20 protein-coding genes are annotated in these 24,113 nt (G+C 43.5%); 7 read left to right on the top strand and 13 right to left on the bottom strand.

What is annotated here, in order from left to right:
• Positions 1-325: 325 nt before the first annotated feature.
• The 6 genes from Q7A53_RS11510 to Q7A53_RS11485 all read left to right on the top strand — a co-directional run bounded on the left by Q7A53_RS11510 (position 326) and on the right by Q7A53_RS11485 (position 9,571).
• Positions 326-1,336 (top strand): TAXI family TRAP transporter solute-binding subunit, encoded by a 1,011-nt coding sequence (locus Q7A53_RS11510; protein WP_411789313.1) that lies wholly within the window; start codon positions 326-328, stop codon positions 1,334-1,336.
• 123 nt (positions 1,337-1,459) lie between these two features.
• Positions 1,460-3,376: a TRAP transporter permease gene (locus Q7A53_RS11505; RefSeq protein WP_411789318.1), complete on the top strand. Its 1,917-nt coding sequence runs from the start codon at positions 1,460-1,462 to the stop codon at positions 3,374-3,376.
• A gap of 341 nt (positions 3,377-3,717) precedes the next feature.
• Positions 3,718-4,035, top strand: a complete 318-nt coding sequence (locus tag Q7A53_RS11500) for a hypothetical protein (RefSeq protein WP_411789312.1) — start codon at positions 3,718-3,720, stop codon at positions 4,033-4,035.
• 61 nt (positions 4,036-4,096) lie between these two features.
• The gene (locus Q7A53_RS11495; protein WP_411789311.1) at positions 4,097-6,043 is read left to right on the top strand and encodes a putative thiazole-containing bacteriocin maturation protein; all 1,947 of its coding nucleotides are present in this window, start codon (positions 4,097-4,099) and stop codon (positions 6,041-6,043) included.
• Complete coding sequence (locus tag Q7A53_RS11490; RefSeq protein WP_411789310.1) at positions 6,040-7,986, top strand: TOMM precursor leader peptide-binding protein; 1,947 nt, start codon at positions 6,040-6,042, stop codon at positions 7,984-7,986. Before Q7A53_RS11495 ends, Q7A53_RS11490 begins: the two co-directional genes overlap by 4 nt.
• Before the next feature lie 19 nt (positions 7,987-8,005).
• A complete protein-coding gene (locus Q7A53_RS11485; RefSeq protein WP_411789309.1) occupies positions 8,006-9,571 on the top strand; it encodes a SagB family peptide dehydrogenase in 1,566 nt (521 codons plus the stop codon).
• 139 nt (positions 9,572-9,710) lie between these two features.
• Here the strand turns inward: Q7A53_RS11485 and Q7A53_RS11480 are convergent, their stop codons facing one another.
• The 9 genes from Q7A53_RS11480 to hpaE form a co-directional block, all read right to left on the bottom strand.
• On the bottom strand, positions 9,711-10,973 hold the full coding sequence (locus tag Q7A53_RS11480) for a PucR family transcriptional regulator (protein WP_411789308.1): 1,263 nt from the start codon (positions 10,971-10,973) through the stop codon (positions 9,711-9,713).
• Between the two features lie 148 nt (positions 10,974-11,121).
• Complete coding sequence (pruA, locus tag Q7A53_RS11475; RefSeq protein ID WP_411789307.1) at positions 11,122-12,669, bottom strand: L-glutamate gamma-semialdehyde dehydrogenase; 1,548 nt, start codon at positions 12,667-12,669, stop codon at positions 11,122-11,124.
• Between the two features lie 30 nt (positions 12,670-12,699).
• Positions 12,700-13,617, bottom strand: coding sequence for a proline dehydrogenase family protein (locus Q7A53_RS11470; protein WP_411789317.1), 918 nt, complete (start codon positions 13,615-13,617; stop codon positions 12,700-12,702).
• Between the two features lie 314 nt (positions 13,618-13,931).
• On the bottom strand, positions 13,932-14,723 hold the full coding sequence (locus Q7A53_RS11465) for an SDR family oxidoreductase (protein WP_411789306.1): 792 nt from the start codon (positions 14,721-14,723) through the stop codon (positions 13,932-13,934).
• Between the two features lie 200 nt (positions 14,724-14,923).
• Positions 14,924-15,844, bottom strand: coding sequence for a 2,4-dihydroxyhept-2-ene-1,7-dioic acid aldolase (hpaI, locus tag Q7A53_RS11460; protein ID WP_411789305.1), 921 nt, complete (start codon positions 15,842-15,844; stop codon positions 14,924-14,926).
• A 12-nt stretch (positions 15,845-15,856) separates the two neighbouring features.
• A complete protein-coding gene (locus Q7A53_RS11455) occupies positions 15,857-16,339 on the bottom strand; it encodes a flavin reductase family protein (RefSeq protein ID WP_411789304.1) in 483 nt (160 codons plus the stop codon).
• Between the two features lie 45 nt (positions 16,340-16,384).
• Complete coding sequence (gene hpaD, locus Q7A53_RS11450; protein ID WP_411789303.1) at positions 16,385-17,365, bottom strand: 3,4-dihydroxyphenylacetate 2,3-dioxygenase; 981 nt, start codon at positions 17,363-17,365, stop codon at positions 16,385-16,387.
• Positions 17,366-17,377: 12 nt separating this feature from the next.
• A complete protein-coding gene (hpaB, locus tag Q7A53_RS11445) occupies positions 17,378-18,853 on the bottom strand; it encodes a 4-hydroxyphenylacetate 3-monooxygenase, oxygenase component (RefSeq protein WP_411789302.1) in 1,476 nt (491 codons plus the stop codon).
• A gap of 12 nt (positions 18,854-18,865) precedes the next feature.
• Positions 18,866-20,389 (bottom strand): 5-carboxymethyl-2-hydroxymuconate semialdehyde dehydrogenase, encoded by a 1,524-nt coding sequence (gene hpaE, locus Q7A53_RS11440; protein ID WP_411789301.1) that lies wholly within the window; start codon positions 20,387-20,389, stop codon positions 18,866-18,868.
• A gap of 174 nt (positions 20,390-20,563) precedes the next feature.
• Here hpaE and Q7A53_RS11435 point away from each other — a divergent pair, with 174 nt between their 5' ends.
• Positions 20,564-21,472: a LysR family transcriptional regulator gene (locus Q7A53_RS11435; RefSeq protein WP_411789300.1), complete on the top strand. Its 909-nt coding sequence runs from the start codon at positions 20,564-20,566 to the stop codon at positions 21,470-21,472.
• An 82-nt stretch (positions 21,473-21,554) separates the two neighbouring features.
• On the opposite strand, the gene Q7A53_RS11430 is transcribed toward Q7A53_RS11435, so the two are convergent.
• The 4 genes from Q7A53_RS11430 to Q7A53_RS11415 form a co-directional block, all read right to left on the bottom strand.
• Positions 21,555-21,935 carry a 5-carboxymethyl-2-hydroxymuconate Delta-isomerase gene (locus Q7A53_RS11430; protein WP_411789299.1) on the bottom strand — a complete coding sequence of 127 codons (381 nt, stop codon included), beginning with the start codon at positions 21,933-21,935 and terminating at the stop codon, positions 21,555-21,557.
• A gap of 12 nt (positions 21,936-21,947) precedes the next feature.
• Positions 21,948-22,697 carry a fumarylacetoacetate hydrolase family protein gene (locus Q7A53_RS11425; protein WP_411789298.1) on the bottom strand — a complete coding sequence of 250 codons (750 nt, stop codon included), beginning with the start codon at positions 22,695-22,697 and terminating at the stop codon, positions 21,948-21,950.
• The gene (locus Q7A53_RS11420; RefSeq protein ID WP_411789297.1) at positions 22,694-23,458 is read right to left on the bottom strand and encodes a fumarylacetoacetate hydrolase family protein; all 765 of its coding nucleotides are present in this window, start codon (positions 23,456-23,458) and stop codon (positions 22,694-22,696) included. Before Q7A53_RS11420 ends, Q7A53_RS11425 begins: the two co-directional genes overlap by 4 nt.
• A 221-nt stretch (positions 23,459-23,679) precedes the next feature.
• Positions 23,680-24,063 (bottom strand): GNAT family N-acetyltransferase, encoded by a 384-nt coding sequence (locus Q7A53_RS11415; protein WP_411789316.1) that lies wholly within the window; start codon positions 24,061-24,063, stop codon positions 23,680-23,682.
• Between the last annotated feature and the right edge of the window lie 50 nt (positions 24,064-24,113).

Below are 24,113 nucleotides of genomic sequence, written 5' to 3'. Positions count from 1 at the left end.
GGTTGGATAAGTGTCCAACAATCGGGGGTCAGTGTACTCGCCAGCTCCCCCACAGGAAAGCGAGTTATTTCCTTCGCCTCCCTCCTCTCATTGTTAATAACGGACCCAAACATCTCGAAATCTCTCGTCAAAAAGCACAGGATATTCAACTTTACAGAATTGACAATAAACTGTATTAAATCTGAATTTTCTTGTTATTTTTGCTCATAAACGGTAAAATATCTATTAAAAAGAGTATACTATTTCAATCCATGTGGGATATTTAACATATTGATTTATAATCAGTATGTTTTAAATATGTATTATATTATTGAGGGGGTATTTTATGAAGAAGAATTCTTTAATTCTGCTTGCCATTATGCTGGCTGCAGGTATATTTTTAAGTGCCTGTGGTGAAAGCGGCAATGGCGGAGGTTCGAGCAGCAGTGACAGTGACGATGGCGGGGGAGAGAAAACAAACCTCACTATGGGAACTGGTAGCGTAGGAGGCGTGTACTATCCGCTTGGTGGAGAAATGGCAAATCTTTGGTCTGATAATATCGATATGGACGGATTTGATGTCAGCTCGGTAGAATCAGGTGCCTCTGTAGAAAACATCGCAAAGATTCAATCCGGTGATTTCCAGCTGGGAATTGCACAGAATACGACCATGCTTGATGCAATAAACGGCGAAGGTGAATTTAAAGGGAAGAAGATTGATAATGTCGAAGTTATCGGCTCTCTTTATCCTGAAGCACTGCAAGTTGTTACATTAGATTCAACTGGGATAAAATCAATTGAAGACTTAAAAGGGAAAAAAGTAGCTATTGGCCCTCCAGGCGGAGCTACCCGTGCAGCAGCAGAATTGGTCCTATCCGCTTACGGGCTTGAAGAAGGCGACTACAAAGCTTATGAAGAAGGTTTTGGCGACGCTAAGAGTAAGCTGCAAAATGGTACCATTGATGCTTCTTTTGCTGTAGTTGGTGTTCCTTCTTCTACGACTGATGAATTACAAGCATCTACGAAAGAAGTTAAATTCCTTAACATTGAAGGAGATGCTTTGAAGCAAGTGACTGATAATAGTCAGTATGAAGCTTATACTGTAGAACCAGGTACTTACGACTGGCAGGACGAGCCTGTGCAGACGGTTACCGCCATGGCGCTATTGTTAGCTTCTAAAAATCAAGTAAGTGAAGACTTAGCTTACCAATTAACAAAAACTCTTTATGAAAACCAAGGAGATATGAGTATTGCTCAAGCTAAATTAATCACAAAAGATAGTGCCATGACCGGCGCGAAAGATCTGCCGTTTCATGCAGGTGCTGAAAAGTACTTTAAAGAAGCTGGAATCAAGTAAACAGCATGAGGAAGAACCGGGCATTATTGTCCGGTTCTTTCAACTGATTACTCCTTTCTAGAGGGGAACGGAGGTTAGAATGTGACAGTTCAAGATTCACAAGAAGTAAATAAAGATGACCTGATGGCTAAGTATGATAAAGAAAGCGCTTTTAGAAGAAACCTGGGCCCATGGGGATGGGTCACGCTCATTGTTGGCGGCTTATTAACGATCTTTCAGCTCTACACTGCTTTCCGAGGCGCGTATGTTTCTTTAATTCAAGGTGCCATTCACTTAGGTACGGCATTATTTTTAGTTTTTCTTTTATATCCCGTTAAATCTTCTTTAACGAATAAACGGGGTGTCCCCTGGTACGATGCTATACTCGCTTTAATCGCATTATTTGCCAATTATTATATTGTCTTTAATTACGAACGCTTAATTAACGAGGCGATTATTTTTGGTTTTACTTACCTTGATCAATTTGTAGCCACAGCAGGAGTCCTGTTATTACTGGAAGCGACTCGGCGTGTTGTTGGGTTACCTATTGTAGTAATTGCCATCCTCGCCTTGCTTTATGGTTTATTCGGCCAGTTCATCCCTATCATTGGCCATGCTGGTTATGACTGGCCGACTTTGGCGACTCAAATGTTTTTTAGTTCCACCTCTATATTTGGGATTCCTATTCAAATTTCTTCCACGTACATTTTTTTATTCCTGTTTTTTGGGGTTATTTTAGTGAAAACCAATATCGGTCAATTCTTTAATGATATTGCCTTACGATTGACTGGGCGTTTTACAGGCGGAACAGCGAAGGCAGCGGTGGCAGCCAGCGGACTTCAGGGCATGGTTAGTGGAAGCTCCGTTGCAAACACGGTTGGATCTGGTTCATTCACTATTCCTATGATGAAAAATGCCGGGTTCAAACCCCACTTTGCCGCAGCAACAGAAGCATCTGCCTCAACCGGGGGCCAGATTATGCCGCCGATTATGGGAGCTGCCGCTTTTATTATGGCCTCTTATACTGGGGTACCGTACAATCACATCATTGTAATTGCCATTATTCCAGCGGTGCTTTATTTCTCAGGAGTCTTTCTTGGCACGCACTTTGAAGCAAGAAAACAAGGGATTATGGGCTTAAAAAAAGAAGAGCTTCCTAAGCTGAAGCAGCTTGTTAAACGGCTTGATTTATTTTTACCTCTAGTAATCATCGTCGGATGTTTACTCGTGGGCTACACTCCTACCTTTGCAGCACTCTTTGCAATTGCTACCGCCTTAATTATCAGCTTTTTCCGAAAGGACACGCGAATGTCCTTCAAAGGAATTATTCAACTGCTTGAGGAAGGAGCAAGAGTCGCATTGCCGGTTATTGCTGCCTGTGCGACTGCGGGAATTATTGCGGGTACTGTAACAACGACCGGACTTGGACCTAAAATTGCCGGCGGTATTATAGATCTGGCTCATGGACAGTTCTTCCTCGTTATGTTCTTTACCATGATTGCTTGTATCATTTTAGGCATGGGACTTCCAACCACGGCAAACTATGTAGTTACGGCCACAATGGCGGCACCAGCCTTACTTGCCTTTGATGTACCAGTCATTGCCGTTCATATGTTTGTCTTTTATTTCGGAATCGTCGCTGATATCACTCCTCCCGTCTGTCTGGCTGCTTACGCTGGAGCAGGTATAGCAGGAGCCAATCCGATGAAAGCCGGGGTCACAGCGGTCAAACTGGCCATTGCCGCTTTTATTATTCCGTATGTCTTTGTCTCACAGCCCGTACTGCTCCTCCAAGGTGATGCCAACGCTGTCAACGTTTCGATTGGCGTCATTACAGCGATGCTTGGGATGGCCAGTATCAGTGCTGCGATGATTGGATATTTTGTCCGCAATGTGAACTGGTTTGAAAGAATCTCCCTATTTGCCGGTGGACTTGCACTAGTTTATCCGAATTATATCGTTTCACTTGTGGGACTTGCCGTATTTGCGATTATTGCTTTGTTTCAATATCTTCACAGCAAAAAAGGTGGATCAGGCACACAAGAAGCTTCATTATCTTAATAACCAGGTGGTGAGTGCAGAGTTCTAACTCTGGCTCACCACTTTTTTATGAATTCCAGCAATCCTTTATCGGCCGGCGAGGTTTTCAACTTTTTCCAGTTTTCAATTGCCTTCTGTTTTTCAACTTATTAATTATTTTGTAACATCAACCGGGCATTCATCATATTTTGTGGGAGAAAGTGTTTCCTTACATGAAAGTAATGGAAGAAAATGCAAGAAATCGCCCTGTCCTGAGAATAGTGAAGTACGATAACGCCTGGAGGTAATAAAAGTGAATGAATTTAATAATGAACTTCAGAATTTAAATGTGGGAAATTTCCATGCTCAAGATTTAGTGCCAAATGAACAAGCAAACGCCTATGGCAACAACTCTCGTTTATGCGTTTTTGTTTGTTTTGGTTGTGCAGGATGCGCCGGTTGCGCAGGCTGTGCGGGTCCTTGTGCTGGTTGTGCGGGTTGCGCTGGATGCGCTCGATGTGCGGGCTGCGCCGGTTGCGCTCGATGTGGTGGATGTGGCGGATGTGCTGGACGTTGTGGCGGTCCTGGCAGATGCGGAGGCTGTGGTCGCTGCGCTCGTTGATTTCCTGATTTATCAATCGTTTTGCTTCATCCCCTGCAGGAAGTTCCTGCAGGGTTCTTTCTTGTGGTCAGACATATGAGGCGGTGGGAAGTACATAGAATCATAGTGGATAGTAAGCTCTGTTCGTAAGGAGGAGTGAAATGACAACTATTAAACCTTCTATGTTATTGAAAGTGAAAAAGGGAACATTTTTCATGCCGGAATCGAATGGAAGTGTTTATTTCAGGAATAATGCAGGATCATTTCGTATGGAAGGAAGCACCATTTTTCAATGGGTGGAGAAGCTGCTGCCTATGCTTAATGGTGAGAATTCATTAGCATCCCTGACAAATGGATTGCCTCCTCTTCACCGTGACCGCGTCTACGAAATGACAGAAGTTCTTTATAGAAATGGTTTTCTTAGAGACGTTACCAACGACCTTCCTCACCATTTACAGCCGGAAATTGTCGAGAATTTCGCTTCACAAATCGAGTATTTAGAAAGCTTCGGCGATTCTGCTGCCAGGCGTTTTCAGAACTACCGAGAACAAAAAGTGCTTGCTGTCGGTCAAGGACCTATGTTTATTGGTTTAGTTTCTGCGATGCTTCAATCCGGATTATGCCGCTTCAGAGCTTGTATAACAGACGAGAGTAAAACCAACCAGGCACGTTTAACGGAAATAGAAGCTTCCGCCAAAGAAAAAGATGCTGAAGTATCGATTGAATGGGAGGTAATGAAGGGTCCGGGACGAACTTTCTGGTTGGAGAAAGTGGATGCCTTCGATACCATTTATTATGTATCAGAGAACGGTGATATCCGAGAACTGCGCGACATTCTACAGGCTTGCCAAGTAAAGAAAAAATTATTTATTCCCGCTTTCTTTCACAAAGGTGTCGGATATGCCGGCCCCATCATAAGTCCCGATTCCACTAATTGCTGGGAGTCAGCTTGGCGCAGTATCCACCATTCAGAAAGGAACGGGGTGCTTGAAAATTACCCGATTGCTTTGCCAGCACAAGCGATGCTTTCTAATATCCTAGTGTTTGAAGGATTAAAGAAAGTAACTGAGATCAAAGAAATTCATCATAACCATCACTTGTTTCTCCTTGACGCGGAAACCTTAGAGGGAAATTGGCACGCTTATAAACCTCATCCCGACGTTACAGGTAAAATTTCCGTCGAGAAAATTGATAAAGAATCGCTAGAGCTTTATGAAGAAGAAAGAAAAAGAACTCAAAACGAACTCTTTTACTATTTTAGCGAGTTAACCTCCCGCCAAACAGGTATATTCCATCACTGGGAAGAAGGCAGTCTAAATCAGCTTCCCCTGTCTCAATGTGAAATTCAAACAACAGATATAACGTCAAACCCCTCCTCCCTGTTTCCAAGTATGACTATTGCAGCTATGACTCATGAAGAAGCGAGACGAGAAGCTGGATTAAAGGGCATTGAGCAGTACGTCTCCCCTCTAAAGAATGAAATTTCAACTGTATCAGCAGACCTTTATGAGTGGAAAAAGAATGGATCTCCTTCTCTCTATTTAGGTGCTGGAGGTTCAGCCCGAGAAGCAGTTTACCGAGCACTGCAGAACATGGTCGCTTTGGAGGGAAAAGATCTGGTTGAAGCAGGGAACAAAAGCGTAACTGCGTTGGAACTTAATGAGATAGACGACGACCCCTGCCGCTTTTATTTTCATTCGTTAGCCATGATGAATAAAATTCCAGAACTCGCTCTTGGTGAAGATGACAACGGGTTTCCGGTCGTCTGGGTGAAGTGGGAGGAGCAGCGGTGGCTGGGAAGTTCCGGCTTTAATCTTACGCTTGCATTGCGTGAAGCACTGCGTCTCACTGTCATGCAAGCACAAAATGGAGCATCTTCTCCTATTCCCAATGTTCTACTTGCTCATAACCTTATGTTTGAGGAAACCACTTCCCGATCTATCCCGGCTGTTGAAATGAACAACGAGCAGCTTATTCATTCAGTATTCCATCGGCTGGAACAAAGCAACAAAGAACTTTCCATCGTAAAAGTTTACATTAGTCCTTTCTCAGAAGATGGATATATAGATATCTATGGAGTTTTTTTAGGAGAGGGGGGAAGTCAATGAACTCAACCGTTACCATCGCTGGTAAAGGACAATTGTATGAATTTGTCGTTGAGGAACTCGCTTCTTTCTATGACCTGTGCCTCCTCCCCAATTTAAATCATCCACTACCCAAGCAATCGAAGTTATTGCTGGTACTTGAGGATGGTTGGAATCCTGCGATGCATTACCAAGCTGAGTTGGCAGCACGGGATATCGGGGTGGATTGGCTTCGGGGGTTTGTGGCTTTTGGTGAAGGTGTGGCGGGCCCTTGGGTGCGGCCAGGCAGAGAAGGGTGCTCTCAATGTGCAGATACACGAAGAATCATGACGGCAAAAGATCGGCAGGATAAATGGAAAATTCAACAAATTTCCTCTCAGCAACAAGAGACCGTTCATGATGAATGGGTCTCTCCCATGGGTCTTCATCAATTAGCACAGATCATCATTACAGAAACCAAGCGTATTATGACTGAAAAGTCTTCACAGCTTGAAGAAGCTGTCCAGCTGATTAATATGAGAACTTTAGAGACTGCACGGCACTCCATATTACCCGATTCCCTGTGCTATATGTGCAGCAATAGGACGGAGGACTCCCCTGAGGAAGCGATCATCTCCCTTCAGCCCAGCCCGAAAATTAGTGAAGATAGTTATCGATGCAGGTCATTGAAGGAATTGAGCCAATTTCTCTCAGAAGAATATCTTGATCCTCGAACCGGACTTTTGAATAGTAAAATGATGGATGTGGAAACTCCGTTTGCTGATGTAATTGTCAACCTTCCGTTAATGAATGGGGATGAAGGATCAGCAGGACGGACAAATTCTTATGCTGTCAGTGAAATGACAGCGATTCTTGAAGGGTTAGAAAGGTCCTGCGGCATAGATCCAAAGGGAAAGAGAACGGTCGTTTATGATTCCTATAATCAGCTTGATTCTGCTCTCCACCCTCTGCAAGTCGGCGTTCATACCCAAACTCAATACGCAGCGGAAGATTTTCCTTTCACCCCCTTTGACCCCGATAAAAAAATGAACTGGGTATGGGGATATTCCCTGCAAAGTCAAACCAGTCTCTTGATTCCAGAACGACTGGCTTATTACAGCATGGGCTGCGGCGATGGGATTATGTTTGAAACCTCTAACGGATGTGCGATCGGAGGAAGTTTGGAAGAAGCGATTTTTTACGGAATTATGGAAGTGCTGGAACGAGACTCCTTTCTCATGACCTGGTATGGTAAGCTTCCTCTGCCTCGTATTGATCCTTATTCTGTCAAAGACGAAGAGCTTCATTTAATGATTGAGCGTATGCGAGAGGTCGCAGGCTATGATCTTTATTTATACAATGGAACGATGGAACACGGGATTCCCTGTATTTTCACGATTATAAAGAACCGCCATTCTCATCCAGATGAACTGAATCTCATGTGCGCGGCAGGAGCTCACCTGGATCCGGTCAAAGCTGTAAAAAGTGCTATTTCAGAAAGCATTGGGATGATAAAGCCTTTGAATAAAGAGTTTAAGCAAAACAAAGAAATCTATAAAAAGATGCTCCATGATTCTTCACTCGTAAGAAAAATGGATGACCACGGGATGCTTTACGGTCTTCCAGAGGCAGAAGAACGGCTGAAATTTCTGCTTGATCAAGAAGGTCCGATGCAGACCTTTGAAGATGCCTTTCATTGGAAGTCGAAGCATGTTGACTTGACGGATGACTTAAGAGATATCTTAACCGTCTTTCAGAACTTGTACATGGATGTGATTGTGGTGGACCAAACGTCTTCAGAAATCAGCAGGAATGGTCTTCGCTGTGTAAAAGTGCTGATTCCAGGTATGCTGCCAATGACATTCGGCCATCACCAAACCCGTCTTGCTGGGTTAAACAGGGTATTGACGGTACCAAAGGAACTTGGATATGTAAATAAGGTGTTCACCATGGATGAGCTTAACCCACACCCGCATCCATTTCCTTAACGAGGCAAGGAGGTACAGGATGGATCTTGACTTGTTCTTAAATGATTTACAGTTTCATAGTGATCGAGTAAATCCTCCAGACTGGGAAGTCAATTGGGAGGATGCTCCTCTGCCTTATAAACTTTATCGGCATTTGCCGGGTACCCTCCTTAGCAGGGAAATTCCATTTTCCTTAAAGGACTCGGCGCTTTACCAGGAACTGGATTTGAATACCATCAGTCACTTTCTATGGTATGTTTCAGGGTTAACGCAATACAGCCAAACGTCTCTTCCATCTGATATGGATGGGAAGACAGAAACGATACAGTCGTTCCGACGGTTTGCTCCTTCCGGCGGAGGCTTATATCCGAACGAGTTATACATTTATCTGAAACTTAAGGAGTTACCGGCGGGAATTTACCATTATGACGTAGCCCATCATCGTCTCCTGTTACTAAGGAAGGGCAACTTTGATTATTTTTTAAACAAAACTCTCGGGAACCGTTCGGATGTATCGAATAGCTTCGGAGCTGTCATCATCACCACTCAATTTTGGAAAAACTTTTTTAAATACCATAACTTTTCCTACCGACTTCAAGGGCTGGACGCAGGAGCACTTGCGGGCCAGCTGTTAGAAGTCTGCAAATGTTTCCAGTTCACTCCAGCTGTTCATTTTCAATTTATCGATCAAGCTGTTAATCACCTGCTTGGGCTTAAGGAGCAAGAGGAAAGCACCTACGTTGTCATTCCAATTTCCGAGCGTCAATCTATAATGAGAATTAGTGACTGTGGAGAGGAAATATCAGCTGATGAAATATGTAAGGACATTCCTTTAATTACCCTAGAGACCTATGAGCGGTCGAAAACCGTTTTGCAGTTCCCAGCCATCTCACAGCTCAATGAATCCTCGCTCATGGAGTCTACCGGGACATTTTGTACATTAAAGCCACAACAAGAGACCTATCACAGGAAACCAATGTTTGTCCTGCCTGATGTCAAAAGCCTGGACGTTGATTTATCCCGGGCAGCTCGAAATCGTTATTCCCCAGAAATGGATTTTATATCAAAAGAGGTCACCATTTACCAGCTTGCTTCCCTGCTTAGAGAGACTGTTAATTCTTACTTTTATACCAATGATTTGGACAGAGAAAATATGGAGAATCCGCGAATCAGCTTGTACGGTTGTTTAAATAATATAAAGGGCATTCCTGACGGAGCTTACTTGTATGACTTTTCTTCTCACTCATTAATCCAAATGAAAGAAGGTGACTTTCGGTGGTTACTGCAGACAGGGATGTCCCTCAGTAATGTTAATCTGCATCAAATCCCGATGTGCTTTCATATTGCTGGGGACAGAAGCCATTTCAAAGATTCACTCGGATATCGAGGACACCGTATTCAGCATATGGAAGCAGGCATGCTCCTGCAGCGATTATTATTAACAGCAAGCGCACTTGGAATGAACGGGCATCCCTTATTAGGATTTGACGTGAACAACTGTGATCACATTTATGATCTTGCCGCTGCAGATAAAACCACTCTCCTCCAGATTCCTGTCGGCTTCCATCGCCCCAAAAGCTGGTTAACCGCCAATATTCTAGGGTGAACAAAATACTCAGTTCCGGTTCAGTCGGGGAAACAGAAGTCTAAGAACCAATATTAAATCCGAACGAAGATGAAAAGGTACTAACCTCTTCATCTTCGTTCGGATTTTTTTCTCCATGAGTCAGATATTCCTGTCGTTTCTACAGTGCGTCCTTGTACCGCTGATAATAGGAATGCACGTTGTTGAGCAGAAGCAGCTCTGTGTATAGGTAACTCTTCATATTAAAATCGTTAAAATCAATATTGGTCAATTCTTGAATTTGTTTAATTCGATAGTTCAACGTGTTTGGATGAATAAATAATTCATTGGCGGTCTGTTTTCCTTTTCCATTATTCGCTAAATACACTTCGAGTGTGCGGAGAAGATCCGTCTGCTTTTCTGAATCATTCTGAATGAGTGAGAGCAAATCATCACTATAATAATCTTCTGAGCTGTTTTTTTCATAAAGGGCAGCTAAATAGCGATAAATTCCAAGCTTCGAAAACTCTCTAGGCATAGATTCGGGTCTGGGTGTGATAAAGTTTGCGGTTTCTATCACTTCTAGAGCTTCCAAAAAGCTCTTTCGCATGTTAAAGAGCTTCGTATACTCTTTTCCTACTCCAATTAAGAAATTATAAAAATAATCTTCTTCCGTGTTGCTTTTCAATTCATGGATAAGCGCTCGGGAAAGATCTCTTGAAGAATACTCTTCTTTAAGCTCACCATGCAGAACAAGAATCATTTGGAATTCGGTTTTTAAATAATGCAGATCCCTTTTCCCGCCAAACTGCAGAACAGTTTCCTCTAGGTAATCCAGCAGAAAATTGTAGTGGGGAGCGGTTACAGAGAACACGACCACCGAAAAGCGTTCCGGCAGGGTAAGTTTCGCCATGGAAGCGTCATGACGGAATTGGCTTTCACTGCCGTATTCATGATGAAGCAGTTTCCATAGCAGTTCTTCCCTTCGTCCTTCTTTGGCGTTCACTCTTTTGTACACATCATAGATGAGTTTGCCTAGATGAGGAGTAATCTCTTCAAGGAAGGAAAGTTCATCCTGCTGCATAGGATTCTCTGATTCCTGAATCCAAATGTACCCCATGGTATGACCGAGGTGTTTAGCTCCAATCACCATCCGCTGATGAAAGCCAAGGTCCTCCATTGAAGCCACACGAACGGGATCTGGGTTCTGATCCAGCCGCTGAACAATGCCTTCCTTTTTCAGCCGGTCAATAATGAAGATGGGACACTTCTTTGAGAGAATAGTCTTTTGCTGAGTTAAGTCAAATTCCTCCATAGATGAACTGTAGGAAATCAACTCGAAGTTTTTATTTTCAATAATGACGGGTTTGTGCAATTTTGAGCTGATCAGCTCGGTTGCTTTATGAATATCCTCAGCCTGGAGGATTAATTCTTTTACTTCCATTAAGATCCTTCCCTTTCCAAGGAGGCTGTTTTACTAAAGATTTCCCTGTATCTCCCTTTATTATAGCGATTTATACTGGAAAGAAAAAGGAAAAGCAAAAAGCCCTCCCAGCTAAGGGAGAGCTAGAATAGCCTATTCAATTGTTAATTTAGAATTTCTCAGAGATCGTCTTCGCCTGCATATGAAGGGCTAGATAGTCTGGACCGCCTGCTTTAGAGTCAGTTCCGGACATCTTGAAACCGCCAAATGGCTGATAGCCTACAATGGCTCCTGTACAATTACGGTTGAAATACAGGTTACCTACATGGAAATCTGTTTTAGCTTTTTCCAGGTTGTCACGATTATCAGAAATAACCGCTCCTGTTAAACCATATTCGGTGTTATTAGCAATTTCGATTGCTTCATCAAAGCTCTTCGCTTTAGTAAAGCAAACCACCGGTCCGAAAATTTCTTCCTGCTGCATTCTTGAATCTGGCGCTAGATCAGCAAAGATCGTCGGCTGGATAAAGTAACCTTTTGAATCGTCCCCGGTTCCGCCAGTCACGAGCCGTCCTTCTTTCTTACCTACATCCATGTAGCTCATGATTTTATCATAAGCTGCCTTATCGACCACTGGTCCCATGTAGACGTTATCTTCTGCTGCATTGCCAACCGTAATTTCTTTGGTGAGCTTAGTGACACGATCAAGCAATTCATCATATACATCCTCATGAACGACTGCACGAGAACCAGAAGAACATTTCTGACCTGAGAAACCAAAGGCAGAGACAAGGATCGCTTCTGCTGCAGTGTCAAGATTCGCTTCTTTATCAACGACCACAGTATCTTTACCACCCATTTCAGCGATAACCTGCTTCAAGTGGTTTTGACCGTGCTGCAGTTCAGCTGCACGTTTAATAATTCGAGTTCCTACATCGCGAGATCCCGTAAATGAAATGAGCGCAGTTTTAGGGTGATCGACTAAATAATCGCCTACTTCACCACCGCTGCCAGGCACAAAGTTAATGACTCCTTTAGGTAGACCCGATTCTTCCAGTACCTCAACGAATTTCGCTGCAATGACAGGACTGTTACTCGCTGGCTTCATTACGACTGTGCTTCCGGTCACAATTGGCGCGATCGTCGTTCCTGCCATAATCGCAAAAGCAAGATTCCAAGGTGGAATAACTACGGCCACACCCGTGGACGTATAAACATAACGGTTCTGTTCACCAGGGCGGCTTTCTACTGGCTTGCCATCTTTCAGTTCCAGCATCTGGCGACCGTAATACTCGAGAAAGTCAATGGCTTCAGCCGTATCCGCATCTGCTTCTTTCCAAGGCTTACCTACTTCATAAACAAGATAAGCAGAGAATTCATGCTTACGGCGTCTTATTTTATTCGCAGCGCGGAAAAGGATTTCTGCGCGTGCTGCTGGATCCCATTTTCTCCAGTCTTCAAATGCCTCAGATGCCGATTGAATGGCCTTTTCTGCAATATCCTTATTCGCTTTAGATACAGACCCTACAATTTGCTTCGTATTCGCAGGATTAGTAGAAACGATCTGCTCATCGGTACGAATTCTTTGACCGTCCACAAGCAAGTCATGATTTTTACCTAATTCCTCTTTTACTTGCTTAAGTGCTTCCTCGAAGGCTTTCTTGTTTTCCTCTACTGTGAAATCTGTGAATGGTTCATGTTTATAAGCGGTTACCATAGTGTCATTCTCCTTCCGAGTAGTAAAAAGTTATTTAGTAAACATACCTTTTAATGCAAAGGTAATATTCGCTGGTCTTTCAGCTAAGCGTCTCATAAAGTATCCATACCAATCTTCGCCGTATGGCATGTAGACGCGTACTTTATAGCCTTCTTTTAGTAGATTCAATTGAGTTTGATATCTCATGCCATAAAGCATTTGAAACTCAAATTGATCATTCGTAATTCCGTGTTCTTTCACTAACTGCTTTGTATAATCAATGATGGCATCATCATGACTGGCAATGGCTGTGTAATTTCCATTTAAGAGGTTCTTCTTAATCAGCCCCTTAAGATTTTCATCCACCATTCTCTTATCTGGAAAAGCTACGGTGCCTGGCTCTTTATAGGCACCCTTTACGAGTCTTAGATAAGGATTATATTCATTCAATTCCTCTACGTAATCTTCAGATCGGTAGAGATAGGACTGAATGACCGTCCCTAAAGCATCGTACCGAGTTTTTAATTCTTTATAAATATCTAAGGTTGCCTTCGTACGAGAGGAATCCTCCATATCAATCGTCACGGTAACTCCATATTTCTTAGCTTCTTCCAAGATTTTTTCCATATTCTCTATGACTAGTTCCCTATTAATATCCAATCCGAGAGAAGTAAGCTTGAGAGACATTTCAGAATTCAGCTCATGACTAGCAATAGCTTGAATCGTTTCTATCCCTTCCTGCGCCCTCGCCCTTGCTTCTGTTTCAGAATTCACGAATTCTCCAAGGTGGTCAACGGTTACCGCCAATCCCTCATGGTTGAGTTGCTTAATTAATGGAATTGCCATGGGAAAGGTTTCCCCGCCCACAATTCTGTCCGCCCCAAACTTAGAACCGAAACGCTTGGCTAAGCGATCAAACGTACTATTATTTGAAAGGTATAAGAAGAAATTTTTACTTATGGCTTCCAAGACCATCACACCCCTTCATCCTTTTCTATATTCTGCAACCATGAGATCGATTGGCAATTTTCAAATTATTTTACCTTGTAAGAAAATTATAACGATTAATGTCGACCCGTGACAACGTGCTTGCACCACAATAATTACCGGCTTCTTTTATGTTAAATATACAAAAGAAATAAAATTATATAAAAATAGTTTATTTTGAAATAATAGGAAAAAGCCCATCCCCCGGAGAACACTTAAGGGAATAGGCTTGATATGAATGTTCTTTAAAGTACGAAAGTGCTCATTAAAAAAATCCCACAAAAACAATATTTTACCTAAAGCGCTTTCACTAAACCTCCGTCAATGACCAAAGACTGGCCGGTTAAATAGGTATTTGCGCCTGAGGCAAGAAAGACAACAGCTTTTGCAAATTCCTCGGGCTCCCCGTACCTTCCCATCGGAATACTCTGTTCCGATTGTTTCTTTAATGCCTCGATAGAAATTCCAAGCTGACCGGCACGCTTTTCATCCAGTGAAGCTACACGGTCTGTGGCAATGCGTCCTGGTCCAACGGTATTGATTAAAATGTTATCTCCGGCAAGTTCTTGCGAAAGACTCTTAGCTAATCCTACAATCCCTGCACGAAAAGTATTCGATAATATCAGGTTATCCAATGACTGCTTAATAGAGGAAGACGCTATATTAACAATTCTTCCTGACTCCTGCTTACGCATGGAAGGAAGTACAGCACGGATCGTCCTTGTAAAGCTTAATAAATTCAATTCAAATGCCCTCTGCCAATCTTCATCGGATAAATCATCGAACACCCCAGCAGGTGGGCCACCGGCATTGTTAATTAAAACGTCAATATTTCCATGATTTTTTACAGCGCTTTCTATCAGCTGTTCAATTTGCTTAGGACGGGTCACGTCGCAAACCATACATTCCACGTTAGGATTCTCGCTTTCTTTCTTAATTTCTGTCTGGGCTTGCTTCAAGGCTTCCTCGTTGCGGCTGGAGATGAATACACGCGCCCCTTCTTTGGCATATTCCAGAGCGATCGCTTTTCCTAATCCTTTACTTGAGGCCATGACTACGACTGATTTCCCTTGTAATTGAAGGTCCATTTGTTAACATCCTTTCTATTAAGCTATTTCTTCTCTATTAGCTTATCATTCACACGGGAATTTTCATCAGCAAACGCTGTTCACCTCAGGGGGAATCATGCCGTCCATTTTTCACACCGTTGTTATTAGATTGGTTTTCTATCCTAAGCTCATATATCTACACATGAAAAAACGGCCCAGTCAGGACCGCTTTCACCTTCTTATACGTATTGTAACTGCACGCGGTATTTCGTCAGCGTATCTCGGATTTCTCTTTGCAGTTCCTCGGAAGGAAGGTCCATTGGGAGACGCAGATAAGGCTCAATCTTGCCCATCATGCCAAGCGCCGATTTAACGGGAGCCGGATTCGTGTCTTTAAAAAGAACATCATTCAGCTCCATCAGCTCATAGTGAAGATTCTGGGCCGTTTCCACGTCCCCCTCAAACCATGCATCATGCATTTGAGCGACTTTGCCTGGCAGCACATTGGCGGTCGCACTAACAGACCCTGCTCCACCAATCGCCAGCATCGGATAGCACAGCAATTCAATTCCTGAGAATAAAAGGAAATCACGACCGCACTTTAACAGTACTCGATTGACATGTTCAAAATCTTTATTGGATTCTTTCACTCCCACGATATTCGGACAGTCTTTGCTTAATTGAGCTAGTGTATCCACATGAAGATTCTGCGCAGTTCTCCCCGGAATATTGTAAACAATAATCGGAAGATCGACGGAATCAGCTACCGTCTTGAAATGTTTATAGAGAGCTTTTTGGTTCGGTTTATTATAATAAGGAACAATAATTAAAGCTGCATCTGCTCCAATTTCTTCTGCTCTCTTCGTCATCCTCATCGTTTCCTCATGATTGGTCGAACCGGTACCCGGCACAAAAGGAACTCGCCCATTAATCGTCTTGTGGGCGGATTCAATGACTTGCAACCTTTCTCCTTCTGTCAGGGAGCTTGGTTCTCCTGATGTCCCTGTCACCGAAATGGCATGCGTGCCATTTTCTAATTGAAACTCAATCAGTTTAGAAAATGCATCATAATCTATGTCAAAATTCGATTTGAAAGGGGTAATCACAGGAGTCATAGAACCTCTGAGTCTGGATTTGATTTCTTGATAATCTCGTACCATTCATCATCCTCCTTACGATAAGTGCATATTTTCACAGGCTGATACTTCCATATAGTTACCTTCATAAAAAGCAAGCGGTTCTCCGTCTTGAATAGATAGATTTATTACCTCTCCTATAAATAGCGTATGGTCCCCCGCTTCATGAGATTGATAGAGTTCACAGGCAAAACTGACTAAAGCGTCCTTTACCATGGGCAGACCCTCAAATCTTCCAAAAGTTACTTCTTTAGCACTCTGCAGCTGTCCAGCGAAGATCATCGATGTTTCTTTCTGCTCACTATTTAATATATTGATCGTAAATTTCTTCGCCTGCTTAATCATTTTATTCATTCTTGCGTTGTCAGCGACCGATATGAGGATGAGCTTCGGATCAAGAGAAACAGACATAAACGCATTCGCCGTCATCCCGCGAATTTCCCCCTCTGCTTCGGCAGCGATGACGGTCACGCCTGTTGCGAACTTCCCCATCGCCGTTCTAAACATCCGATCGTCCATTATGATTCCCCCTCTTTAGTTGTGTTCCATGCTAAGCTCTGGGCCTCAAGTCACAAACGTTGGTTTCTGTTTTTTAAGCTTTGGTTCTATACCTGAAATTTTCTTACTCGTATGAACATCAAGAACATCAGAAGCTTCTTCAAACCAGCAGTCAGGGGCTTGGTGACCCCAGAAGGTCTGACGCATTGGATCATCTAAATCCCATCGAACTGGCTTGAAGTCAGGGTCACTTGTTAAATAATCGCCATTATACAGTTCTATACGATGTCCGTCCGGATCTCTCAAATATAAAAATAATGCATTCGACAACCCATGACGGCCGGGACCTCGCTCAATTGCCGGCCCATAACCTAGCGAAGCAAGCGAATCACACCCATCTATGATATTCATCGGATCCTTCAGCCAAAATCCGATATGGTGAAGGCGCGGGCCATATCCATTCATAAAGGCCACATCATGCACGCTTGGTTTACGATGCAGCCAGGCTGCCCAAATGTGATCTTTCTCTCCTATCGTATACTCCGAACAAGCAAAGCCAAAGGTATCAAGGTAATAGTTGTACGCTTTCTCCACATCAGGAATCATGCAGTTAAAGTGATCGATTCGCTGTACTTTCGCTCCTTTATGATGATGGTATTTCTGAATCATCCGTTCTGCAGGCTCCATCTCTGCATAAAACTCTAACGGCAGACCGGAGACATCCTGAACCCTCAATGAACGCCCGACCGCTTCCTGTGATCCTGCTTCCATCCACTTTATTTCTGAACCCTGTTTTTCAAACATAGTTGCTAGTTCCTCTAAGTCTTGATCTGATCTAACTTTATAACTGATAACCTCGACGGCAGGTTCGTCGGCTTTTTTTAATAATAGGCTGTGATGATTGTGCTCTTCAAGTCCTCTGAAAAAAATATGACTGTCGTCAGAAGCCGTTTCCACAAAACCAAGTGCATCATAGAACGCTCTCGATTTCTCGAGATCTGTAACATGCAATATCGCACGGCCGGCGCGGATAATATCAAAGGTCATGCTTTCCACTCCTTATACGTTTGTATAGTCAGGCTTTGACGTTTTCACTTTTTTTAAGAAATCTTGAATGTATTCTTTATATGGTTCTTTGTTAAACTGATCAAAATAGGTCATCCCCATTTTCACTGGGTCGCCAAAGAAATAGTATTCATAGTGGGTCTGCCTGCTGCCGAACGCGCTCATTGTTAAGTCCCAGGCCAGGCGGAACAGCTTCACTCGTTCGTAGCCTTCCAGATTCTTAGATTGCAGCGCCCGGTTCACGAGGGGTCCAATTTCTTCGTGATGAAAGTCTGCTTCGGTTGGGATGCCCATCAGCCCGGAAGCCCCCAGAATACGAAGAATCTCTACAAGTCGAGGGTACACGCGCGGATACCAGTTCCTTGCCGCATTTAAAGCTTCAAAATCCGGTGTCATGGTCCCCCACTTGTCGAGCTTTGCATTGTGTTCCGCTTTAAATAAATGCGACTTCATCGTTTCAAGAACCAGCATTATTTCTGTCCCTTTATCTTGCACATGCTGAAATTTATCGATGCCGATGGATTCCATCAGACTTAAGACCACGCCCAGCACAAACTCTGTCTTCACAACATTTTTAGCAACAACTTGATGAGCCATATGCACAACCGCATTCGTTTCACTAAAAGTTCGGTTGCAGATGGAAGAATTCCCACAGACAAACACTTTTTCCCATGGAACGAAAACGTTGTCAAAATACACAATGGCGTCACCTTCTTCAAACCGGCTGGAAAGTGGGTGGTCCCACGTGTTCTTCCCGTAATCAAAGGACTCACGGCTAATGAACTTTAATCCTTTGGTATTATTCGGAACGACAAAGGCAAGGGAATAGGGATCATCCTTCTCTCCTGCCTGCTTCACTGTAGAAGGGAAGACCAGAATTTCGTCTGTGATGCCTCCTTGAGTAGCGAGCAGACGTGCGCCGTCCACGACGATCCCGTCCGATTTCTTCTCCACGAGATGAAGCGCCACATTGGCATCTTTCTGTTCATGCTGAGCCTTCTGCCGATTCACTTGAGGATGAATCAATGTATGAGTCAGACTGATATCATTTTCTCTTGCATAATCATAATAATTTTTCGCATTCTCAGAGAACATTGGATCATCTTCACCAAATAAATCGTTCGCTACGCCCATCGCCATCACTTCGGCATTTAAATAGTCTGGAGAGCGCCCCATTAATCCACCGGAATGCCTCGCCCATTCCTGCATCGCTTCCCGCCGTTTAATAAGGTCATCAATGGTTTCCGGCCGGTAAAAAGTCATGCCGACTTGATCTCCTGTCTGAGGAGAGGCATAAAGCATTTTATCTGGCTTTTCATATTGGAGATCATACAGTTCAGCCATCGATTGAACCACATTTTTAAAAGCGGGATGGGTAGTCGGATCCTCGACACGCTCGCCGTGAATAAAAATATTATTCTTAGCATGCTTGAGTTTTTCTTTATACTGCGCTCCTGTTTTAGCAGGCATCGTCATTCCTCCTTAATATTTACCAAATTGAGGGATAGGGTGATCTCCCAGGGCGACATGAATGATTTGAACTTCTGTATAAAATTCAAAAGCATAATGACCGCCTTCCCGGCCAATTCCGCTATGCTTAGAACCGCCAAAAGGAGTGCGTAAGTCCCGTACATTCTGCGAATTGATCCACATCATTCCTGCGTTCACTGCCTGTGCCACCCTGTGTCCGCGCTGCAAGTCTTTTGTCCAGACATACCCTGCAAGCCCGTAGCGCACATTATTCGCATATTCAATGACCTCTTTTTCATCCTTAAATGTCATCACTGCAATCACCGGTCCGAAAATTTCTTCCTGAACGACTCTCATAGAGGTTTCTGCATTCAATAAGAGCGTTGGCGCAATATAATTGCCACGGCTGTATTCCTCAGGGACTGTGCCACTAATAACCTGGCAGCCTTCCTCTTCCGCTAAAGTTAAATAATCCTTCACACTTTGGTAATGTTTCGGATGAATTAAAGGACCTACCTGCGTCTCTTCTTTCAGTGGATCGCCTACAGTAATATTCTTCACTCTGTCTTTTAAAGCGGCAATAAATTCCTCAGCTGCATCTTCGTGAATATACAGGCGGGAATTTGCTGTGCAGCGCTCTCCATTAAACGAAAATATTCCCCAAGTACAAGCATCAATGGCCCGCTCCATATCCGCATCCGGAAAAACAATCAACGGTGATTTACCACCAAGCTCCATCGAAAATTGTTTCAGCGAGTCAGCCCCATTTTTCATAATTTCAGATCCGGTTTTCGTTTCTCCTGTAAAGGAAATCAGCTCAACATCTTCGTGAGCGACAAGTGCCGCGCCAGCTGTTTCCCCATAGCCGTGGACGACATTAAACACCCCATTAGGAAGACCGGCTTTATCAATAATTTCAGCTAACCGGTTCGCCGTCAGCGGTGACCATTCTGCCGGCTTCAGGATGACCGTATTTCCTGTTGCTAAGGCGGGGGCAATCTTCCAAGTTTCCAGCATAAAAGGGGCATTCCACGGGGTAATCAGCCCAGCAATCCCTACCGGTTTATGAATGGTATAATTTAAAAATTCATCATCCACCTGATAGGCGTCGCCTACTAAGCGGCTGTTGACCATTTCGGCATAGAACCGGAAGTTCTGCGCTGCCCGGCTGACCATCTTTTTCGTCTGACTGATCGGAAGACCCGTATCATAAGATTCAAGCGGGGCAATCTCTTCAATATGCTCATCGATTAAGTCAGCGATTTTATAAATATAGCTGAGCCGCTCTTTCAATTTCATCCGGCCCCATTCGCCCTGGAAGGCTCTTCTAGCTGCTTGAACAGCCTTATGAATATCTTGATGATCACCAGCCGCCACTTCGTTAATCTTTTCATTAGTAAATGGATTATAATTTTCAAATGTCCCCTGGTTTTCCGCATCCACAAAGCGGCCATCAATGTAAAGCTGAACATCTTTCACTTCCTGTATCACTCTCTTTCCAGCTCCATTAATGTCCGATAAAGTTCGTTCACTCATGATCATCCTCCTTCATGATAGCGCTTTCTTTTTTTCGTAAAAAAATTTGCAAATCCTGGTTAAAGTTTGTATATTCAAATTATCACACAGCTTTTTGTATATTAAAAATATTTAAATAATTTGATTTGTATAGGTTTTCCGTATGTATGTTCTTAAAACTGAAATGGAGTGAGAATGGTGGATATTAAGCAACTGCGTTACTTTCGTGCGGTAGCTGAAGAAGGTCAGGTGACGAAAGCTGCTAAAAAGCTCCATATGGCCCAGCCGCCCCTCAGCCAGCAAATGAAAATGATCGAAGAAGAACTGCAGCTTAAATTATTTGATCGGGAAGGACGCACACTAAAGCTGACGAATGCCGGAGAAGTTTTATACAAAAAAGCAGGGAAAATATTAAATGAATTAGAAGAAACGTTAGTGGAAGTTAAAGAAACAAGCGAAGGTTTGACAGGTACGCTCTATTTAGGTTCTACGAAGTCCTGTTTCTCCGCCTTAACAGAACGGCTGACTAAGCTGCGTCAAGACTACCCTAAGCTTACCTACCAGCTTAGAGAGGGAGATACTTTCTTCTTAGCAGAATGCATTAAGAAACGCGAAATCGAGATGGCCATTGTCCGGCTTCCTCTGGACGTGAATGAATTTGAGATGATCCCGCTCCCCTCTGAACCTTACGTCCTTGTCACCCCTGACTCTTGGAATATCTTTTCTCCCAGCCAAAAAGAAATTGAAGTCGAAACATTACAAGGGCTGCCGTTAATGCTGCTGCACCGGATCAGCGGGACGGGCCAATTTGAGTTAATCGTAGAGGAATGCAAAAAGCATGGATTTGAACCTGATATTATTTGCGAATGTCCGGACCCGACTATGCTTCTTTCTCTCGCGGCTCATGGCGTTGGGGCAACCATTGTTCCTAAGTCAACGCTGGAGGCATTCTCCTTTGCTCATATAAGAAGCTATGAATTGAAGAATGCTGGAATTAAAGCCGAATCTGCGATCATTTGGCACAAGGACCGGTATTTGACGAAAGCAGCTAGACGACTGCTGGATTCCTTTATAACGTCAAGTGGACATCCGGCGCTGAGTTAACGTAAGCGGAAGCTTGCACTCCTAGTTTAGCAAATGCTCAAAGCGCCGAGTGATCTACCGCCCGACGCTTTTTCAAAGAAGGCTATTTAAATCGGCCATGAATATTATTCTGCTTAAATGTAGGATGCTGGAATTCTTCCAGTTCTAAAGATAGGGCCAAATAACTTTCCTGGTAAAGATCCTCGAAATGAGTTTTCATCACGTCAAAGATCGCTTCACAGGTCGCCTGTTTCACTTCTTCACTGCGTCCTTTGCCGATTTTAAACTGGGTATGAACAAACGCATCGTTTTCTTTCCCATCTGCAATCGTATAGCAGCTTACCTCGTGAGCGCGGACACGTATTCCCCCCACAGGATACGTATCGCTCCTGTTCTCCAGCACTTGCCTTATCTTTGTAAGCAAATCTTGAATATCCGACCGTGCGGCAAGGTTATCTGTATATTCCACAATCACATGCGGCATAGTGTGTCCTCCTCATTCAGTCGCTTCACCCGTAATCGTATTGATAAGTCGTCCAATTCCTTCAATTTCAGTGATCACTTCATCACCAGCTTTTGTATCAATCGTCCCTTTGGGCGTTCCTGTCAAGATTAGATCCCCAGGGTTAAGCGTCATAAAACTGCTGATATATTCGATAAGTACCGGAACACTAAAGATCAAGTCTTTCGTAGATCCTTCCTGGACAATTTCCCCATTCACGTAAGTACGTAAAGAAAGATTCATAGGATCCTTAATATCTGCCGCTTCCACGACCCACGGTCCGAGGGGTGTACTATGATCCCTGTTCTTTGCCTTTAGGTTCGGACGATAATAGTTTTCGAGATAATCACGGACAGCATAGTCATTGGCAATCGTATAACCGGAAATATAATCATAAGCATCTTCCCTGTTAACGTTTCTTGCCAGTCTCCCTATGATCACCGCCAGCTCACATTCATAGTGCATATTCTTCACTTCTGAAGGTCGCAAGGTTTTACCTCGATGCCCTATAAACGTATTCGGTCCTTTCAGAAAGATCAGCGGTTCCTCCGGGGCCTGAAACGATAATTCGCTCGCATGGTCAAAATAATTGAGCCCAAGGGCAAAGCATGTCTCCGGCTCGATTGGCGTCAGCCAAACGACTTCTTCCTCTGCTGCGATCTGCCCGTTCGCAAGCTGAATTCCGCGCGAAGTTTCTGTAACTGTATGAATGACCCCTTCGAATGCCACTCGCCCCGTCTTCATTGACTTCCCCTCCCTGACATAGATTCCCTGCGTACCACATTTTCTAAAGTTCCGACCTGCTCAATATGAATGCGAATATGATCGCCAGCCTTTACATGAGGAGGGTTTTCAGGAATTCCGACGAGCAATGTATCTCCTTGGTCTAAGGTCATAAATCCGCTCACTTCGGCAAGCAGCCGGGATACCGAACGAACGAGATTAGATGTATTATTCTCTTGTTTTTTCTCACCATTTACGAACACTTGAATGGTTAAATCATCCGGATTGGTGACCGCTCCTTTTTCCATAATCCAGGGACCCGCCGGACAAAAACCATCTCGCGACTTATCCTTGACCGCTGGCCGGAAAACACTAGAATGAGGAACACTTATATCATTGACCACCGTATATCCTAATACATAGTCAAGAGCGCGTTCTTCTTCCACCCATTTAGCCTCTCTGCCAATGACAACGCCGAGACACGCCCCTGTTTCTAATTCCTCTACGTCGTCTGGTAACGGGATAGCAGCTTGATGCCCAATGAATGTATTCCTTGGTTTAATATAGAGAATTGGCGCTTTGGGTGGAGATTGGTAAGGAGGATGATGAAGAGTATCTCCCATTTGATCAAGTGTGCCTTGATAATTAAGTAAAGTACCATAGACCATGCCCGAAAGCGGTGTATCCCACTCTACTTTTGAAGCTTTCTCAAGCGAATTTTCATCCACTTCCATTTCTTCGACTTGCATCCTTCCATTGATCTTTCCCAGAGCTTTAGGCATTTGGTTCACTCCTAATCACTTAATAATTTTCAGAACTGTCTTATAATTAAAAGTAACACTCCCCCTTCGTTATATAAAATATGGATAATGTTCGTTTTTCATATAAAAAAGATATAACAAAGTACGGTTGAATAGGAAGGAATGCAGCGAGGGTAACATGAATTAAGCCACAAACTCCAGGTGCTTAAGAGTTTGTGGCTTATATGAGCCTATCGCATCTTTTAAAGAGCTTTCCATTCATACAAAAGATCAGGAAGATTTTCTTCATTTTCGTTACCTCTACCAATCACTCGAAAGCCATTTCGTTCATAAAACTGCTGGGCATTCTTATTCACTTCAAATGTGTAAAGGGTTAATCTTCTTGAACGCTCTTTCGCTCTCTCAAGCAGCTTAGTTCCAATTCCTAACCCTTGATAAGAAACATGAATGTAGAGCTGGCTGATCTCTGATTGATTGTAAGCTATGATCCCAGCCACTTGTTCATCCATCATGGCCAGTTCAATTTGAAAATCTTGCGGCAGGATGTGATTAAGGAAGTGAACATGATTGTCGAAACTATGAATTTCTCTTTGTCCAATCGCTTGGAATTTACTCTCCCTCCACATCTCCACTGTCTGCTCAGCATACTGAGAAGCATACGGAATGAAGCGGAATT

Origin of the sequence: Halobacillus rhizosphaerae, from assembly GCF_046719735.1 — a bacterium.
Classification (GTDB): domain Bacteria; phylum Bacillota; class Bacilli; order Bacillales; family Halobacillaceae; genus Halobacillus_B; species Halobacillus_B rhizosphaerae.
Note: the sequence above shows the minus strand (reverse complement) of the source record. Positions and strands in the feature narration are given on the sequence as shown.

Bases quoted from the DNA above. Each gene is read 5' to 3' on its own strand.
- Q7A53_RS11510 (WP_411789313.1), top strand. From the start codon at position 326: ATGAAGAAGAATTCTTTAATTCTGCTTGCCATTATGCTGGCTGCAGGT.
- Q7A53_RS11505 (WP_411789318.1), top strand. From the start codon at position 1,460: ATGGCTAAGTATGATAAAGAAAGCGCTTTTAGAAGAAACCTGGGCCCA.
- Q7A53_RS11500 (WP_411789312.1), top strand. From the start codon at position 3,718: ATGAACAAGCAAACGCCTATGGCAACAACTCTCGTTTATGCGTTTTTG.
- Q7A53_RS11495 (WP_411789311.1), top strand. From the start codon at position 4,097: ATGACAACTATTAAACCTTCTATGTTATTGAAAGTGAAAAAGGGAACA.
- Q7A53_RS11490 (WP_411789310.1), top strand. From the start codon at position 6,040: ATGAACTCAACCGTTACCATCGCTGGTAAAGGACAATTGTATGAATTT.
- Q7A53_RS11485 (WP_411789309.1), top strand. From the start codon at position 8,006: ATGGATCTTGACTTGTTCTTAAATGATTTACAGTTTCATAGTGATCGA.
- Q7A53_RS11480 (WP_411789308.1), bottom strand. From the start codon at position 10,973: ATGGAAGTAAAAGAATTAATCCTCCAGGCTGAGGATATTCATAAAGCA.
- pruA (WP_411789307.1), bottom strand. From the start codon at position 12,669: ATGGTAACCGCTTATAAACATGAACCATTCACAGATTTCACAGTAGAG.
- Q7A53_RS11465 (WP_411789306.1), bottom strand. From the start codon at position 14,723: ATGGACCTTCAATTACAAGGGAAATCAGTCGTAGTCATGGCCTCAAGT.
- hpaI (WP_411789305.1), bottom strand. From the start codon at position 15,844: ATGGTACGAGATTATCAAGAAATCAAATCCAGACTCAGAGGTTCTATG.
- Q7A53_RS11455 (WP_411789304.1), bottom strand. From the start codon at position 16,339: ATGGACGATCGGATGTTTAGAACGGCGATGGGGAAGTTCGCAACAGGC.
- hpaD (WP_411789303.1), bottom strand. From the start codon at position 17,365: ATGACCTTTGATATTATCCGCGCCGGCCGTGCGATATTGCATGTTACA.
- hpaB (WP_411789302.1), bottom strand. From the start codon at position 18,853: ATGCCTGCTAAAACAGGAGCGCAGTATAAAGAAAAACTCAAGCATGCT.
- hpaE (WP_411789301.1), bottom strand. From the start codon at position 20,389: ATGAGTGAACGAACTTTATCGGACATTAATGGAGCTGGAAAGAGAGTG.
- Q7A53_RS11435 (WP_411789300.1), top strand. From the start codon at position 20,564: ATGGTGGATATTAAGCAACTGCGTTACTTTCGTGCGGTAGCTGAAGAA.
- Q7A53_RS11430 (WP_411789299.1), bottom strand. From the start codon at position 21,935: ATGCCGCATGTGATTGTGGAATATACAGATAACCTTGCCGCACGGTCG.
- Q7A53_RS11425 (WP_411789298.1), bottom strand. From the start codon at position 22,697: ATGAAGACGGGGCGAGTGGCATTCGAAGGGGTCATTCATACAGTTACA.
- Q7A53_RS11420 (WP_411789297.1), bottom strand. From the start codon at position 23,458: ATGCCTAAAGCTCTGGGAAAGATCAATGGAAGGATGCAAGTCGAAGAA.
- Q7A53_RS11415 (WP_411789316.1), bottom strand. From the start codon at position 24,063: ATGTGGAGGGAGAGTAAATTCCAAGCGATTGGACAAAGAGAAATTCAT.